The organism is Trinickia caryophylli (genome assembly GCF_034424545.1).
GTDB classification, from domain to species: Bacteria; Pseudomonadota; Gammaproteobacteria; order Burkholderiales; family Burkholderiaceae; genus Trinickia; species Trinickia caryophylli.
Genome location: NZ_CP139971.1, coordinates 2047090 through 2062711, shown reverse-complemented (window position 1 = coordinate 2062711; position 15622 = coordinate 2047090). Strand labels below are relative to the sequence as shown.

Sequence of the window (15622 nt, the reverse complement as noted above, 5' to 3'; positions counted from 1 at the left end):
GGGACACCCCAATTCAGAGCCATGACCCCCGCTGTCGCCCATGAAGCCCTCGCCGCGTTCCATCCCGCCGTCGCGGCATGGTTCGAATCGGCATTCGCGGCGCCGACCGACGCACAGTGCCGCGCATGGCCGCATATCCGCAAAGGGCGCTCCACGCTCGTGGCGGCGCCCACGGGCTCGGGCAAGACGCTTACGGCCTTTCTCTGGGCCCTCGATACGCTCGTGCGCGACGGTCTGGCCTCGGGCGGCGCACTGCCCGACGAAACGCTGGTCGTGTACGTCTCGCCGCTCAAGGCGCTTTCGAACGACATTCACGCCAATCTCGAGCGCCCGCTCGCCGGCATCCGTGCCGAACTCGCGCGCGAGGGGCTGCCGCCTGTCGAGATCCGCACGGCCGTGCGCACGGGCGATACGACGCAGCAGGAGCGTCAGGCGCTGCGCAAGCGGGCGCCGCACATCCTCGTCACCACGCCCGAATCGCTCTACGTCCTGCTCTCATCGGACTCGGGGCGCCGCATGCTGGCCACCACGCGCACGGTCATCGTCGACGAGATCCACGCGATCGCCGCGACGAAGCGCGGCAGCCATCTCGCGCTGACGCTCGAGCGGCTCGATGCGCTTTGCCAACGACGGTTGCCGCGCATCGGCCTGTCGGCCACGCAAAAACCGATCGAAGCCGTTGCCCGTTTCCTCGTTGGCGCGAGCGAACATGCGCAATGCGCGATCGTCGACGTCGGCCACCAGCGCGCACGCGACCTGGCGCTCGAACTGCCGCCCGTTCCGCTCGAAGCCGTCATGGCCAACGAAGTGTGGGACCGGGTGTACGACCGGCTGGCCGAACTGGCGGCCACGCATGCCACGACGCTCGTCTTCGTCAACACCCGCCGCATGGCCGAGCGGGCGGCACGGCACCTGAGCGAGCGCCTGGGCAAGGACGCCGTCGCCGCCCATCACGGCAGCATGGCCAAGGAGCATCGGCTCGATGCCGAAGCACGCCTGAAGCGCGGCGCCTTGCGCGTGCTCGTTGCCACCGCCTCGCTCGAGCTCGGCATCGACATCGGCGATGTAGAGCTCGTCTGCCAGCTCGGCTCGCCGCGCGGCATCGCCGCATTCCTGCAGCGCGTGGGCCGCTCGGGGCACCAGGTGGGCGCAACGCCCAAGGGCCGGCTCTTTCCGAATTCGCGCGACGATCTGATCGAGTGCGCGGCGCTCATCGACTGCACGCGGCGCGGCGAGCTCGATGCACTCATCGTGCCGCATGCGCCGCTCGACGTGCTCGCGCAGCATATCGTGGCCGAGGCGGCCTGCGCGGAATGGCGTGAGGACGACCTCTTCGAATGCGTCCGCCGCGCGGCACCCTACGCGAATCTCACGCGCGAGCGCTTCGACGCCGTGGTGCGCATGCTCGCCGAGGGCTATACGAGCCGCCACGGCCCGCGCGGAGCCTATGTGCATCGCGACATCGTCAGCGGCACGCTGCGCGGGCGCCGCGGGAGCAAGCTCACCGCAGTGACCTCGGGCGGCACGATCCCCGACAATGCCGATTACGCGGTGCTCCTCGAACCCCAGGGCATTCAGATCGGCACCGTCAACGAAGACTTCGCCGTGGAAAGCCTGGCCGGCGACGTCTTTCAGCTCGGCAACAGCGCCTATCGGATCCAGCGGATCGAGCCGGGGCGCGTGCGGGTGGTCGATGCCGCCGGCGAGGCACCGAACATTCCGTTCTGGCTCGGCGAGGCGCCGGGGCGCAGTGACGAGCTTTCCGCAGCCGTCGCGCGCCTGCGCGGGCGCGTCAACGCGTTGCTGCAAGGCGGGAACGGCACGGCCCAGGGGCACGAAACGCCCGCCGCGGCCATCGAGCGCACGATCGCCGCGCTCATGCGCGAGCTTGCCATCGACGAAAGCGCGGCGCGGCAGATCGTCGAATACCTTGCGCGCGCCCGCGCCGCGCTGACCGTCTTGCCGACGCAGGACACGCTCGTCATGGAGCGCTTTTTCGACGAATCGGGCGGCACGCAGCTCGTGATCCATTCGCCGTTCGGCAGCCGCATCAATCGGGCGTGGGGCCTCGCGCTGCGCAAGCGGTTTTGCCGCACGTTCAACTTCGAGCTGCAGGCGGCCGCGACCGAGGACGCAATCGTGCTCTCGCTCACGGGCAGCCACAGTTTCGCGCTCGACGAAGTCTGGCGCTATCTGCATTCGTCGAGCGCGGAACACGTGCTGATCCAGGCGCTGCTCGACGCGCCGCTCTTCAACGTGCGCTGGCGCTGGAATGCCACGACCTCGCTCGCGCTGCCGCGTTTCACAGGCGGGCGGAAAACACCGCCGCAGTTGCAGCGCATGAAAAGCGAGGACCTGCTCGCCGCCGTGTTCCCCGATCAGGTGGCGTGCCTCGAAAACATCGTTGGCGAACGCGAACTGCCTGCGCACCCGCTCGTCGACCAAACGATCGACGACTGCCTGCACGAAGCAATGGACTGCGACGGATGGCTCGCGCTGCTGCGACGGATCGAGCGCGGCGAGGTGCGGCTCGTCACGCGCGAATTGCCTGCACCCTCTCCGCTCGCGGCCGAGATCCTCAACGCGCGCCCCTATGCGTTTCTCGACGATGCGCCACTCGAGGAGCGCCGCACGCAGGCCGTGCTGTCGCGCCGGTTTCGCGACCCCGATACCGCCGACGATCTCGGCGCCCTGGATGCCGATGCCGTCGCCGCCGTGCGCGAAGAGGCCTGGCCGCAAGCACGCAATGCCGACGAAATGCACGAGGCGCTGACGACGCTCGGCTGCATCACCGATGCGGAAGCCGCCGCGAACGAAGGCTGGCTCGCGTGGTTGCGACAGCTCGCCACGACCGGCCGCGCCACGCGCATGCAGGTAGCCGAGCACGAGGGGCTATGGCTCGCGCTCGAACGGCTCGCGTGCGTGCGGGCCGTCTATCCCGATGCGCATTGCGCACCGCACCTCGCCTTGCCCGAGCAGATCGACAGGGAGTGGACGCACGACGATGCGATCGTCGAACTCGTGCGCTCGCGGCTCGGCGGACTCGGCCCCGCTACGCTGCCGCTCCTCGCACGCGCGCTCGTGCTGCCGGCATCGAGCGTGGCCGCGGCGCTCGTGCGGCTCCAGAGCGAGGGCTTTGCGATGTCGGGCCGCTTCAGTCCCGGCGCGAGCGAGGACGAATGGTGCGAGCGGCATCTGCTCGCGCGCATCCATCGCTATACGATTCGCCGGCTGCGGCGCGAGATCGAACCCGTCGAGCGTGCCGACTTCGTGCGCTTTCTCGTCGAATGGCAGCATGCGGCGCGCGATGCGCGCGGCATGGGGCGCGATGCGCTCGCGGCCACGCTGCAACAGCTCGAAGGCTTCGAGGCGGCCGCCGCGGCATGGGAGGAAGAGATCCTGCCGGCGCGCGTGCGCGACTACACCGGCACGTCGCTCGACGAGCTGTGCCGCTCGGGCAAACTCGCCTGGGCACGGCTCGTCGACCGTGCGCAGGCCGCGCACGGTCCCGTGCGCGCGACGCCCGTGGTCCTGTTGCCACGGCGCGAGATGCCGCTCTGGCATACGCTCGCGCCGCCGCCCGACGATACCGCGCTGTCCGCTCGGGCGCGGGCTGTGCTCGATGCGCTCGCGCGGCACGGCGCGATGTTCTTCGACGAGCTTTCGCACGAGGTCCGATCGCTGCCGATGGAACTCGAAGCCGCGCTCGGCGAACTCGTTGCCTCGGGTCTCGTCAACGCGGACAGCTTCGCCGGCCTGCGCGCCCTCATCAAGCCCGCCGCCGCCCGCAAGCAGGCGCGCCGGGCCGACGCGCGTCGCCGCTCGAGAGCCTCGCAGGCGGGCGCGTTCATCGGCGGCATGGACGACGCGGGCCGCTGGGCGTTGATCCGCCGCGCACCGCGAACCGATGACGCCGCGCCTGCCCTCCGCCCGGCCACAGGCCATTCCCAAGGCCATACGCACGATGCGCCGGCCGAGGTGCTCGAGCACGTAGCGATGGCGCTGCTGCGCCGCTACGGCGTGGTGTTCTGGCAGTTGCTCGAGCGCGAACCCGCCTGGCTGCCGCGCTGGCGCGAATTGCTGCGTACGTTTCAGCGCCTCGAGGCACGGGGGCAGGTTCGCGGCGGCCGCTTCGTGAACGGCCTGTCAGGCGAACAGTTCGCGCTGCCGGAAGCCGTCGCGCTGCTGCGCAAGGTCCGTGGCGCCCCGCTCGACGGTCAACTGGTCTGCGTGAGCGGCGCCGATCCGCTCAACCTCGTCGGCACCGTGTTGCCCGGCGACAAAGTGCCGGCGCTCGTCGGCAACCGGCTGCTGTTGCGCGACGGGGCCGCCATCGCCACGCTCATCGCCGGCAAGTTCGCATTCCTGGCCGAGCTGACGCCCGCGCAACGCGAGGAAGCGCGCCTTTGCCTCGCGCGGCGCTGAATGAGCGCCAGTGGGCTTGCGCTCACTCGGCCTGGCGCGAGCAGAGACGGATACCGTTTGCCCCCTCGACCTGCGGCTATCGCAGCTTTGCGCTCAGCTCGTCGAACAGCACATCGGCGCACAGCACGCATCCGCCGCCGCCGCGCGACACATAGACGGAAAACGTCACGCAAAGCGCGCGCGAACTCGAAGACACATAGGGGTCGCTGATCGCGATCTGCCCGGGCCGAAACAGGGCATGGCGAAAGTACGGCCGCTTGGACCAATTGGCCCCGACGCGCCGCGCGAGCAGCGGGAAGATGACGTCGCGCCCCGGCGGGCGGCGGTCCGACTCGATCGTCTCCCCCGCTTGGCAGCCCTCTTCATCGAGCACGAATACGCGCTGCCCCCATTCGAGCGCGAAAAAATGGCGTGCGCTTTCGGCGATATCCCGCCCGGCGCAAAAGTCGCGCTTTACCCGCGCGAATGCTTTCCGATACGGGCCCAGCTCCTCGATATCGGCGACGTGACGCAGCTTGTGCGCGCGAGAGAGACGGCTACCCAATTCGCCCGCCGCCGGAGACGCCACGGCCGGCGGCGCCAGCTCGAACGCCGGCATCGCAAAAAAATAGCCCTGCACGAAATCAGCGTCGCAATCGAAGCTCAGCATCGCCTGCGCCTCCGTCTCGATGCCCTCGATGACAATGAGCGTGCCGATATCGTGCAGAAGATCCACGAGCCGTAGCAGACTGCGCGCATTCCGATAGCTGGCCGCCGCTTTCCAGATCAGTTCGCGATCGAGCTTGACGATATCGGGCCGTAAGTCCCACACGCGCCCAAGGTTGGTCAACCCGGCGCCAAAATCGTCGAGGGCGACGCGAAATCCCTGCCCGCGCAGCCGCTCGACCGAATCGGCCAACACGTCCGTCGTTTCCTGGCCCGCTTCGAGAATTTCGAGCACCACCCGCGACGGCGCCATGCCGCTTTCCAGCACGTCTTCGACGAGGCACGCGCTGTCGTGAGGATCGACGAGGACGTCCGGGTGCACATTGAGAAAGAGGACGCTCTCGTCGTCGGCCGACCGGCAAAAGCGCCGCACATGGTGGTGCGCGCACGCTCGTTCGTATTCGCCATAGCGCCCACTCGCCCGCGCCATCCCGAACGCCTTGTCGGGCGAGCAAGGCACGCCGCGGTCGGACGCGCGCAGCAACGCCTCGTATCCGATCGGCAAGCCATGCGCGAGCGACAGGATCGGCTGGAAGGCGCTTTCTATCAGCGGCAAGCCGCTCTCTTGGACGTCGCTCATGAAAGAATCGGTCGAAAAATCGGTGATCGGTGGTCGTATCAGGCGTTTGTCCGCAACTGCTTAAAAGTCCACGTGCATCGCGCGGCCCGCCGCTTCGGGTATGCCGGTCCCGGCCGCCCGCCCTGGGAGAAACCAGAGGCGCTATCAACTTTCCACGTCGCCCGCCGTTATCAGCGGTACAGCCCCGGCGTCGACGATGCCTCTTTTGAATTTGGGGCGCAACCCCTCCACGCAGGGCGCAACCTAAAGGAAACACCCCCAATGGCCGCAGATCACCATTCGATCGACGAACGCACCAATTTGACCAGTTCGAACAAGTTCGAACTTCTGCTGTTCAGGCTCGGCGCGGCCCCCGGCAACGACGACGCGCACGAGCTCTACGGCATCAACGTGTTCAAAGTGCGCGAAATCATGACGATGCCGACAATTACGCCGATTGCCGGTGCGTCGGAGCACATGCTGGGCGCAGTCGACATCCGCGGGCAGATCATTCCGGTCGTCGATTTGCCCCGCCTCATGGGATGCAACCCGTCGCGCGGGCTCAATATCCTGCTCGTGACCGAGTTCGCCCGCTCGACTCAAGCCTTCGCCGTCGAGGAAGTCGACGATATCGTCCGATTGGAATGGAGCCAGGTGCTGTCCGCCGAGGCTTCGGCCGGCGGCAGCTCCGTCACCAGCATCGCGCGCATCGACGGCAATACCGGCGATTCGCGGCTCGCTCAGGTCGTGGACGTCGAGCAGGTGCTGCGCGATGTCTTCCCGGCCCAGCATCCGAGTGTCGATCCGGCCGAAGTCGGCGCGGGCGTCGTCGTGAAACGCGGCGCCAAGATCCTCGCGGCCGACGATTCGGGCTTCGCCCGCAAGCTCATCGAGCAGAGCCTCGCCGCACTGGGAGCGGAGTATATCGTCGCCAAAACGGGCCAGGAAGCATGGGATATCCTGCGCGACGTCGCCGCCGAAGCGCAGGAAGAAGGTGTACGCGCCCGCGACAAAATCGCGCTCGTGCTGACCGACCTCGAAATGCCGGAAATGGACGGCTTCATGCTCACGCGCCAGATCAAGGCCGACGAACGCATGTGCGACATCCCCGTCATCATCCACTCGTCGCTGACGGGCACGGCCAACGAAGCCCACGTCAAGAACGCGGGCGCCACGGGCTACGTGGCGAAGTTCCAGGCCGGCGATCTCGCCGCCGCCATCCGGCAGGCACTGGCCGCCTGAGCCCGCCCTCGCCGGGCCTGCCGTTCGCTCAAAGCAACGGCAGGCCCGTGTCGTGTTTGACTTCGCGCAGCGACAGCACCGATTCCACCGAAGTCACGCCGGGCAACGCCCGCAGTTCGTCGCGAACGAACGTGCCGTAATCCTCCAGGTCGCGCGCGACCACGTGCAGCAGGTAGTCGGCGCTGCCCGATACGTTGTGACAGGAAACGATGCGCGGCAGACCTTGAATCTCCCGTTCGAACCGGTCGGCCAGGTGCCGGTCGTGCACGCCGAAGCGCACGAGCGCAAAGGCCGTCACGCCAATGCCCAGCGCACGCCTGGAAAGCATTGCGCGGTAGCCCTCGATATAGCCGTCCGACTCCAGCCGCCGCAGCCGCCGGGCGCACGGCGTTTCCGTCAGGCCAACCGTCTCGGCCAGTTGCGCATGCGTGGTGCGGCCATCGGCCTGAACGGCCATGAGGATTCCCCGGTCGGTCTTGTCGAGCTCCATGCTTGCCACTTCTCACGTTTCCGAAAAGAATGCTTCGCATGGTACCGCAGCGCCGGGCACCGCCCTTGCGGCGCTGCCTGCTCTCGCGCTCCGCTATCCGCCGACTGCCTCCACCGCCATGACCGCCCTTCCCCTTTTTGTCGTCTCGCCGCATTTCGACGATGCCGCGTTCGGATGCGGCACGCTGCTCGCGCTCCATCCCGGGTCCGTGGTCTGCACGGTGTTCGCCGGCCGCCCGTCATTGCCCATGTCGACCTCATGGGACCGCAGCGCGGGCTTTGCGCATTCGGACGCCGCCCTCGAGGCGCGCCGGCGCGAAGACGATCGGGCGCTCTCCATACTCGCCGCGCGCGGCGTGCGGCTCGGCTTTCTCGATAGCCAATACGAAACCCCGCAGTCGATGCAGGCCATCGCCGACGCACTGCTCGACGCGTGGCGCGCGGCGGACAGCCCGCCCGTCGTCGCGCCGCTCGGGCTGTTCCATTCGGACCACCGGCTCGCGTCCGACGCCGTGTGCGACTTGCTGGCCCGCGGCGCACTGCCGTCAGCCGTCGCGTACGAGGACGCGCTTTATCGGCGCATCCCGAACGAGATGCGTGCGCGCCGCGAAGCACTGGCCCGCCGCGGCTTCGAACTCGATGCCACGTTGCCCGATGCGCTCGCACCGCTCACCGGCGCGCGCGCCGCGGCGCCGAAGTGGCGCAGCGTGCGCGCCTATCGCAGTCAGTTGCGCGCGCTCGACGATGCGTATCCGCACGATCTTGCCGAACCCGAACGCTACTGGCGGTTGTTGGCCAAGCACCGCACCCGCTACCGCCCTCCGCCTTCGCGCGGCTGAAATGCAAGTGCGGCACCCGCACCGCGCTGCGCGTCGAGAACCCGACGGCGCATGGCGAGAACGGGCGCCCCGACGGCGCGGCGACGCTTCAGCGCCCAGCCGATATCGCGCAAGAACGGCCACGCGCGTGCCGCGAGGCGGCGCTCGCGCACGAATACCGCCAATGCACGCCACGTGCGAACGATCGCTTCGCTGGCCGGCAAGCGCAGCCACGCCACGATGGCGGCGTTACGCGCCAGCATGAGCCGGCGCAGCGGCGCATCCCGCGTGGACGACGGACGATGCGTGACGGCGATCGTGCCGCAATAGACGATCGCGTGTCCCGCATCGAGCAGATCGAGCGACAGCAGCTCCTCCTCGCCGCCGATGAAAAGATGCGGCTCATACCCCCCCATGGCGCGAAACGCGCTCGCCCGAAATACGCAGGCGCCCGCCATGAAGCCAACGAGCGCGGGGCCGGGCAGGCCCGCGCGCGATAGCGGGCTTTCGCTCATGAGCACGCATGTGGGATCGAGCTGGCCCGCGTCGCCGACGAGCACCTTGCCCGAAAGAACCGCCACGTCGGGCGCTGCGTCGAGCACGCGCACGGCCTCTTCGAGCGACCCCGGCGCCCATTGCGTGTCGTCGTCGCTGAACGCGATGTACTCCGTATGCGCGCGCCCGGCGGCCACGTTACGCCCCGCGGCGCCGAGATTGCCGTCGCACTCCACGACGTCGATCTCGGGGAAGCGGCGTCTCAGTGCGACAACGGTGCCGTCGGTCGAGCCGTTATCGGCCACGATGATGGGCGGCCGCTCGGGCAGCGCGAGCAAATGCGCCACGGTGCGAGTCGCTTCGTCCACGCGATTGTGCGTCAGCACCACCACCGAAATGCGCGCGCTCATGGGTTTCGGCCTCCTGTTCTTCCCGCTGTGCTGTGCGGCCTTCGATCTTGCTCGCCGAACAACACGCGCAATACGCGCAATACGCGCGAGGCAGCAGAGGCGGTCAGCAAGAAGCTCTCCCGGCAAACCCGCCCCAATGGACCAAGGAACGCTAACCGATGCCAATGCCGGTACGGCACGGCGTGCACCGCCCATCGCGTAATTACATTCATCCCTGTAAGAGCGGCGCGCCCCGCGCCGCCGGGCGGTAAAGATCACAGAAGCGTTGCGTCGCGATGCAACGCTTCTGCACGTTTGACTCGTCGGTTCTCGACGATGGGCACAGCACATGCTCGAACGGCTTCGAACGCTGTGCGCGCCGATGGCGCGCGAGGCGCGTCGGGCAAGCACGTCAGGCGCCGTTACCATCACAAGGACTGCTCATGAAAATCGCACTGGTCAGTGAACACGCGTCTCCGCTCGCCGTGGCTGGGGGCGTCGACAGCGGCGGACAGAACATCTACGTGGCCAACGTCGCGCGGCAGTTGCGCCGCGCCGGTCACCAGGTCGATGTGTTCACGCGGCGCGACCGCGCGCTGCTGCCGGCCGTGTCCGATATGGACGGAGTGCGCGTCGTCCATGTACCGGCCGGCCCGCCCACGCAAATGCCGAAAGAAGCGTTGCTGCCGTATATGCCGGCATTCGCCGATTTCCTGCTGGGCTTTTGCCGGCAGGAACGCACGCTCTACGATGTCATTCACGCGAACTTCTTCATGTCGGGGCTGGCGTCGCTGAAGGCAAAAGACGCGCTCGGCGTACCGCTCGTCATGACGTTTCATGCGCTTGGCAAGGTCCGCCGGCTGCATCAGGGTGCCGACGACGGCTTCCCCGATGCGCGCTTTTCGATCGAGGAGCGGCTCGTGCGCGAGGCGGATCTCGTCATCGCGGAGTGCCCTCAGGATGCCGCCGATCTTCGCGAGCACTACGCAATGGATCCGGCCCGCATCGAAATCGTGCCCTGCGGCTTCGACCCCGCCGAGTTCGTGCCGACCGACCGCGCGGGTGCCCGCACCGCGCTCGGTTGGCCGAGCAGCCAGTTCGCCGTGCTGCAGCTCGGGCGCCTCGTACCGCGCAAGGGCATCGACAACGTCGTGCGTGCACACGCGCTGCTGCGCCAGCGCGAAAACGTCGATGCGCATCTGTATGTGGTCGGCGGCAATGCCGATCTGCCGAATGAAATCGCCACGCCCGAAATCGCGCGACTGCGCGGAGTGGCCGCGACCTGCGGCGCGAGCGAACACGTAACGTTCGTCGGACGGCGTGGGCGCGCCCAGTTGCGCGAGTTCTACGGCGCCGCCGATGTCTTCGTCACCACGCCGTGGTACGAGCCGTTCGGCATCACACCGATCGAAGCAATGGCCTGCGCACGCCCCGTCGTCGGCGCCGACGTGGGGGGGATCCGCTATACGGTCGTTGACGGCAAAACCGGTTTCCTGGTGCCGCCCCGCGACCCCGAAGCACTGGCGGAGCGGCTCGCACGCCTCGCGCACGACCCGGCGCTGGCCGACCGCATGGGCCAGGCGGGACACGAGCGCGCGCATGCGCAATTCACGTGGAAGGGGGTGGCGCAACAGTTGGAGGACGTTTATCGGCGCGTGGCGCGCGTGCCGGCCGACGAAACCGTCGCCGACGAAACCGTCGCCGCCGAAACGCGCCGCGACCGGCGCGCCCCCGAAGCGGCCAGCGTGCGCGCGGCTGCGGGCCGTGGATGAGGGCAGCCGAACGCCATGAAAAAACGTGCCGTTTTGCTCGACAAGGACGGAACCCTGCTCGACGACGTGCCCTACAACGTCGCTCCCTCGCTGATGCGGTTCGCGCCCGGCGCGGCCGAAGCGCTCGCGCTCTTCGCGGCGCATGGCTTCCGGCTCATCGTCATCAGCAATCAGAGCGGCGTCGCGCTCGGGCGCTTTCGCTATGAGGCGCTCGGCGCCGTGCAAGCGCGGCTGCGCGAGATGTTCGCCGCGTGCGGTACCACGCTCGACGCCGCCTATTGGTGTCCTCATCATCCCGCGGGCACCGTCGCGCAGTACGCCGTATCCTGCACTTGCAGAAAGCCCGCTCCTGGACTGCTCGTGCGTGCCGCGCGCGAACACGCGCTCGATCTGGCGCAAAGCTGGTTCGTCGGCGACATTCTCGACGATGTCGAAGCGGGCACACGCGCGGGTTGCCGCACGGCACTCGTCGACAACGGGAACGAAACGGAGTGGCGCGACGGCCCGCTGCGCCGCCCGACGCTGCGGGCACCGGACCTGCATCGCGCCGCGCTCGCCATTGCCGCCTACGAGTGTGCCGAATCGAAGAACGCGTCGCCCGCCGCGCCCGCGAGCGGAGAGCGCTCATGAACGGCCTGCCTTTTTCGATCGCGCCGGTGCTCGCCCATGCGAACGGGCGCGAATCGACGCTCGCGCCCTGGGGCCCGGACGTGAAGCGGATCCTCTGTGTGCGCCTGGACCGGCTCGGCGACGTGCTCATGACTACGCCGGCCATACACGCCTTGCGCCATGCGGTGCCGGGACGACACGTGACATTGCTGAGCTCGTCGGTCGGCGCGGATGTCGCGCCGTTCTTGCGCGATGTCGATGAAGCGATCTCTTATGACGCGCCCTGGCACGGCTTCGCCAGCCCGCCCGATCCAATGGCCGATCTCGCGATGGTGCACACGTTGCGCACACGGAACTTCGACGCAGCCGTCATCTTCACCGTGTACAGCCAGAACCCGCTGCCCGCCGCGATGCTGTGCCATCTGGCCGGCATTCCGCGGCGGCTCGCCTACTGCCGAGAGAACCCCTACGACCTGCTCACCGACTGGGTATGCGAAACCGAGCCGCAAGGCGGCCTGCGGCACGAGGCACAGCGGCAGCTCGATCTCGTTGCGAAGATCGGCGCGACGACGGCCGACCCGCGCATGCGCTTCGACCTGGGTGCGCGCGAACGGCGTGCCCTCACGCGGCGTCTCATTGCGCGCGGCATCGCGCCGCACGGCCCGTGGTTCGTCATTCACCCGGGTGCGAGCGCGGCATCGCGTCGCTACCCGCCCGAGCGCTTCGGCGAAGCCGCCGCGCGCCTTGCCCGACTGACGGCACTGCCGATCCTGCTGACCGGCGCCGCAGACGAGCGCAATCTGATTCGCGAGGTCATGACGGCGGCGGGCCCATCGGCGCAACCACGCCTGCACGATCTGTCCGGCCAGCTCGGCATCGGCGAGCTGGCCGCGCTGATCGAACGCGCGGCTGTTCTCATCGCCAACAACAGCGGGCCCGTGCATCTGGCCTCCGCGCTCGGCACCCCCGTGGTCGACCTCTATGCGCTGACGAACCCGCAGCACACCCCTTGGCAAACCGAGCAGCGCGTGCTCTTTCGCGATGTGGATTGCCGCTGGTGCTACCGCAGTGTCTGTCCCAAAGGGCATCACGCCTGCTTGCTCGGCGTGCCGGCCACCGAAGTGGCGAGCGCCGCGCTCGAACTCGCGCTCAAGGACGGCAGGCTGCCGGCCGAAGCCGAGCGCGTGCATCCGACCACTGCGCCTCATGCGGCGGACCTGCCGTTTTGACCTTTCAGTTTCGACCTTCGACGAGTGCAGCCATGTACACCCTTGGAATCAATGCCGTCTATCACGACAGTGCCGCAGCCCTGGTGCACGACGGTGTCGTCATCGCCGCCGCGGAAGACGAGCGATTCACGCACGTCAAGCACGCCAAGCGGCCCGTGCCGTTCTCCACGTGGCAGTTGCCGTTCGATGCCATCGACTACTGCCTGCGCGAGGCCGGCATCACGCTCGCCGACATCGACCATGTGGCCTACTCCTACGATCCGTCGCTGCTGCCGGCGATGCCGTCCACCACGCGCGGCGGCGCGACGGTCCCGCTGCCCTTGCAGCCTTCGCTGCACCGGCCGGCCGACCCGTCGGCCTCGCCGTGGGATCCGCTTTTTCTGACTTATATCGTCAACGCGCGCGACCAACTCGTCGACGGCGCCCCGCACCATCTCGCCAGACGCTTTCGCGCCCCCGAAGACGGGCACCGGTTCGCCTGGCACTACGTCGAGCATCATCTCGCGCACGAAGCGAGTGCGTTTCTCGCTGCGCCCTATGGCGACACGGCCGTACTCACGATGGACGGGCGCGGCGAAGGCGTGACGACGAGCCTCGGGCAATTCGCCGGCGGGCACTACAAGCGGCTCAAGCAAGTCGAACTGCCGCATTCGCTCGGCTTGCTCTACGAGGCCGTGACCGCATGGCTCGGCTTTTTGCACTCGTCCGACGAGTACAAGGTCATGGCGCTCGGCGCCTTCGGCACACCCGCCTATGCCGACGTCTTCCGCGAAATCGTCCGCTACCGCGGCGACGGCAGCTATACCGTGGACGAGCCGCGGCTCGTGGAGCGTTTCGGCGCACCGCGCGAGCGCGGCGGCCCGCTCGAGCAGCGCCATTACGACATCGCCGCCTCGTTGCAGCTGGTGCTCGAGGAAACCGTACTCGAACTCGCGAACTGGCTGCACGCGCGTACTGGATTGCCGCGTCTTTGCATGGCCGGCGGCGTGGCGCTGAACTGCGTCATGAACGCGCGCATTCGCGACAAAGGGCCGTTCGACGAAGTGTGGGTACAGCCGGCGGCAGGCGACGCCGGTACCGCGCTCGGCGCCGGGCTATGGATCGACTGGCGCGAGCGCGGCCGGCTCGGCGATCACGAGCGCCGCTGGGCCATGGATCACGCCTATCTCGGCCCGGCTTATTCAGACCCCGAGATCGAGCAATTCCTGCGCTGGTCGAAGGTGCCTTTCGAGCGGCTCACCGACGTTGCGGCGCAAACGGCCGATCTGCTCGCTTCGGGGCAGGTAATCGGCTGGTTCCAGGGCCGAACCGAATTCGGGCCGCGCGCGCTCGGCGCGCGCTCGATTCTCGCGTCGCCGGTCGACCCGCAAATGCAGGCAAAGCTCAACGAGATCAAGGATCGGGAAGACTTCAGGCCGGTGGCGCCCGTGGTCATGGAAGAGCTGGCCGCCGACTGGTTCGTCGGCGCACGCACCGCCCCCTTCATGCTTTTCATCTTCGACGTACGGCCTGAGCGGGCCGAGCGCATTCCGGCCGTGCGGCATGTGGACGGCACAGCGCGCGTGCAGACCATCAACCGGCAGCAGCACCCGCTCTACTACGATCTGCTCGCGGAGTTTCACGCGCGCACCGGCGTACCGATCCTCGTCAATACGTCGTTCAACACGCGCGGCGAGCCGATGGTCAATTCGCCGCGCGACGCGCTCGAATCGTTCTGGACCTCGCCGCTCGATGCGCTCGTGATCGGGCCGTTCCTGATCCGCAAGGACGTTGCGCGAGGGAGCCGCTCATGAACGTTCGCGAGCAGCAAACGACCCTCGAGCCGCTCGAACGCGAAACGACGCTCGCGCCGCAAACGGGCGGCACGCAGCGCGCGTGCGCCGACCGGTGCGCGGAGGCGCTGGCGCTGCGCGTATCGGTCGTCGTGCCCACCTGGCGGCGGCCCGATCTGCTCGGGCGTTGCCTTCGCGCGCTCGCCGCGCAAACGCTGCCGCCCGACTGCTACGAAATCGTCGTATGCGACGACGGGCCCGACGACGGCACGCGCGAACTCGTCGCGAACGTCGCCGATACCCATGCCGCGCGCGGCTTACACGTCGATTATCTGCCGATCAGTGCGACGCAAGGGCCGGCCGCCGCCCGCAATGCCGGCTGGCGCCGCGCCCGCGCACCCATCGTCGCATTCACCGACGACGACACGATACCCGACGCCCGCTGGCTCGAAGCCGGCCTCGCCGCGCTCGCCGATGGTGCGATGGCAGCGTCGGGCGCGATCGTGGTGCCCGTGGCGCCGATCGGCCGCGCGCCGACCGACTATGAAGCCGACGCGAGCGGATTGGCGCGCGCCGAGTTCGCCACCGCGAACGCATTCGTCAGACGTGCGGCGCTGGCTGCCGTCGGCGGATTCGACGAACGATTCACCGCGGCATGGCGCGAAGACTCCGATCTGCAGTTTGCGTTGCTGCGCACGGGCGCACAGATCGTGCGAGCGGAAAACGCCGTCGTCGTGCATCCGGTGCGGCCGGCGCGGTGGGGCGTGAGTCTTTCGCAGCAGAAAAAGAGCTGCTTCGAAGCACTGCTTTATAGCAAACATCGCGACCTCTACAAGACACGAATCGCGCGCACGGCACCATGGCGCTACTACGCGATCGTGCTCGCGGCGATGGCGGCCTGCGCCGCGGCGATCGGCGGGGCATATGGCGTCGCCGCGAGCGCGGGCGCAGTGTGGGCCGTGCTGACCGCACGCTTCTTCGCGCAGCGCATGCGCGCGCGCAGCCGGCATTGGAAGCACGTCGCCGAAATGGCCGTCACCTCGGCGGTCATCCCGTTCCTCTCCATCTACTGGCGCATCCGCGGCGCCATTCGCTACCGCATATGGTTCCTGTGACTA

General features: G+C 68.2%; 11 protein-coding genes. 8 read left to right on the top strand and 3 right to left on the bottom strand.

What is annotated here, in order from left to right; genetic code table 11:
- Window positions 1-21 precede the first annotated feature (21 nt).
- Window positions 22-4425 carry a DEAD/DEAH box helicase gene (locus tag U0034_RS28290; protein WP_085227403.1) on the top strand — a complete coding sequence of 1468 codons (4404 nt, stop codon included), beginning with the start codon at window positions 22-24 and terminating at the stop codon, window positions 4423-4425.
- Window positions 4426-4501: 76 nt separating this feature from the next.
- Here the strand turns inward: U0034_RS28290 and U0034_RS28285 are convergent, their stop codons facing one another.
- On the bottom strand, window positions 4502-5710 hold the full coding sequence (locus tag U0034_RS28285; RefSeq protein ID WP_085227404.1) for a sensor domain-containing phosphodiesterase: 1209 nt from the start codon (window positions 5708-5710) through the stop codon (window positions 4502-4504).
- 261 nt (window positions 5711-5971) lie between these two features.
- Between U0034_RS28285 and U0034_RS28280 the strand changes: the two genes are divergently transcribed.
- Window positions 5972-6931: a chemotaxis protein gene (locus U0034_RS28280; protein WP_085227405.1), complete on the top strand. Its 960-nt coding sequence runs from the start codon at window positions 5972-5974 to the stop codon at window positions 6929-6931.
- Window positions 6932-6959: 28 nt separating this feature from the next.
- Here the strand turns inward: U0034_RS28280 and U0034_RS28275 are convergent, their stop codons facing one another.
- The gene (locus tag U0034_RS28275) at window positions 6960-7421 is read right to left on the bottom strand and encodes an Lrp/AsnC family transcriptional regulator (RefSeq protein ID WP_085227406.1); all 462 of its coding nucleotides are present in this window, start codon (window positions 7419-7421) and stop codon (window positions 6960-6962) included.
- A gap of 118 nt (window positions 7422-7539) precedes the next feature.
- On the opposite strand from U0034_RS28275, the gene U0034_RS28270 reads away from it, so the two are divergent.
- Window positions 7540-8259: a PIG-L deacetylase family protein gene (locus tag U0034_RS28270; RefSeq protein ID WP_158243503.1), complete on the top strand. Its 720-nt coding sequence runs from the start codon at window positions 7540-7542 to the stop codon at window positions 8257-8259.
- Here U0034_RS28270 and U0034_RS28265 read toward each other — a convergent pair.
- Window positions 8232-9143 carry a glycosyltransferase family 2 protein gene (locus U0034_RS28265; RefSeq protein WP_085227408.1) on the bottom strand — a complete coding sequence of 304 codons (912 nt, stop codon included), beginning with the start codon at window positions 9141-9143 and terminating at the stop codon, window positions 8232-8234. The genes U0034_RS28270 and U0034_RS28265 overlap by 28 nt on opposite strands.
- A 422-nt stretch (window positions 9144-9565) precedes the next feature.
- Here U0034_RS28265 and U0034_RS28260 point away from each other — a divergent pair, with 422 nt between their 5' ends.
- From U0034_RS28260 to U0034_RS28240, 5 genes are all read left to right on the top strand, one after another.
- Window positions 9566-10894, top strand: a complete 1329-nt coding sequence (locus U0034_RS28260) for a glycosyltransferase family 4 protein (RefSeq protein WP_085227675.1) — start codon at window positions 9566-9568, stop codon at window positions 10892-10894.
- A 15-nt stretch (window positions 10895-10909) separates the two neighbouring features.
- Window positions 10910-11524 (top strand): D-glycero-alpha-D-manno-heptose-1,7-bisphosphate 7-phosphatase, encoded by a 615-nt coding sequence (locus U0034_RS28255; RefSeq protein WP_085227409.1) that lies wholly within the window; start codon window positions 10910-10912, stop codon window positions 11522-11524.
- An 80-nt stretch (window positions 11525-11604) separates the two neighbouring features.
- Window positions 11605-12732 (top strand): glycosyltransferase family 9 protein, encoded by a 1128-nt coding sequence (locus U0034_RS28250; protein WP_386092502.1) that lies wholly within the window; start codon window positions 11605-11607, stop codon window positions 12730-12732.
- A gap of 32 nt (window positions 12733-12764) precedes the next feature.
- Complete coding sequence (locus U0034_RS28245) at window positions 12765-14525, top strand: carbamoyltransferase family protein (RefSeq protein ID WP_085227411.1); 1761 nt, start codon at window positions 12765-12767, stop codon at window positions 14523-14525.
- Window positions 14522-15619: a glycosyltransferase family 2 protein gene (locus tag U0034_RS28240; protein ID WP_085227412.1), complete on the top strand. Its 1098-nt coding sequence runs from the start codon at window positions 14522-14524 to the stop codon at window positions 15617-15619. The genes U0034_RS28245 and U0034_RS28240 overlap by 4 nt, the downstream gene beginning before the upstream one ends.
- The last annotated feature ends 3 nt before the right edge of the window (window positions 15620-15622 follow it).

Bases quoted from the DNA above. Each gene is read 5' to 3' on its own strand.
- U0034_RS28290 (WP_085227403.1), top strand. From the start codon at position 22: ATGACCCCCGCTGTCGCCCATGAAGCCCTCGCCGCGTTCCATCCCGCC.
- U0034_RS28285 (WP_085227404.1), bottom strand. From the start codon at position 5,710: ATGAGCGACGTCCAAGAGAGCGGCTTGCCGCTGATAGAAAGCGCCTTC.
- U0034_RS28280 (WP_085227405.1), top strand. From the start codon at position 5,972: ATGGCCGCAGATCACCATTCGATCGACGAACGCACCAATTTGACCAGT.
- U0034_RS28275 (WP_085227406.1), bottom strand. From the start codon at position 7,421: ATGGAGCTCGACAAGACCGACCGGGGAATCCTCATGGCCGTTCAGGCC.
- U0034_RS28270 (WP_158243503.1), top strand. From the start codon at position 7,540: ATGACCGCCCTTCCCCTTTTTGTCGTCTCGCCGCATTTCGACGATGCC.
- U0034_RS28265 (WP_085227408.1), bottom strand. From the start codon at position 9,143: ATGAGCGCGCGCATTTCGGTGGTGGTGCTGACGCACAATCGCGTGGAC.
- U0034_RS28260 (WP_085227675.1), top strand. From the start codon at position 9,566: ATGAAAATCGCACTGGTCAGTGAACACGCGTCTCCGCTCGCCGTGGCT.
- U0034_RS28255 (WP_085227409.1), top strand. From the start codon at position 10,910: ATGAAAAAACGTGCCGTTTTGCTCGACAAGGACGGAACCCTGCTCGAC.
- U0034_RS28245 (WP_085227411.1), top strand. From the start codon at position 12,765: ATGTACACCCTTGGAATCAATGCCGTCTATCACGACAGTGCCGCAGCC.
- U0034_RS28240 (WP_085227412.1), top strand. From the start codon at position 14,522: ATGAACGTTCGCGAGCAGCAAACGACCCTCGAGCCGCTCGAACGCGAA.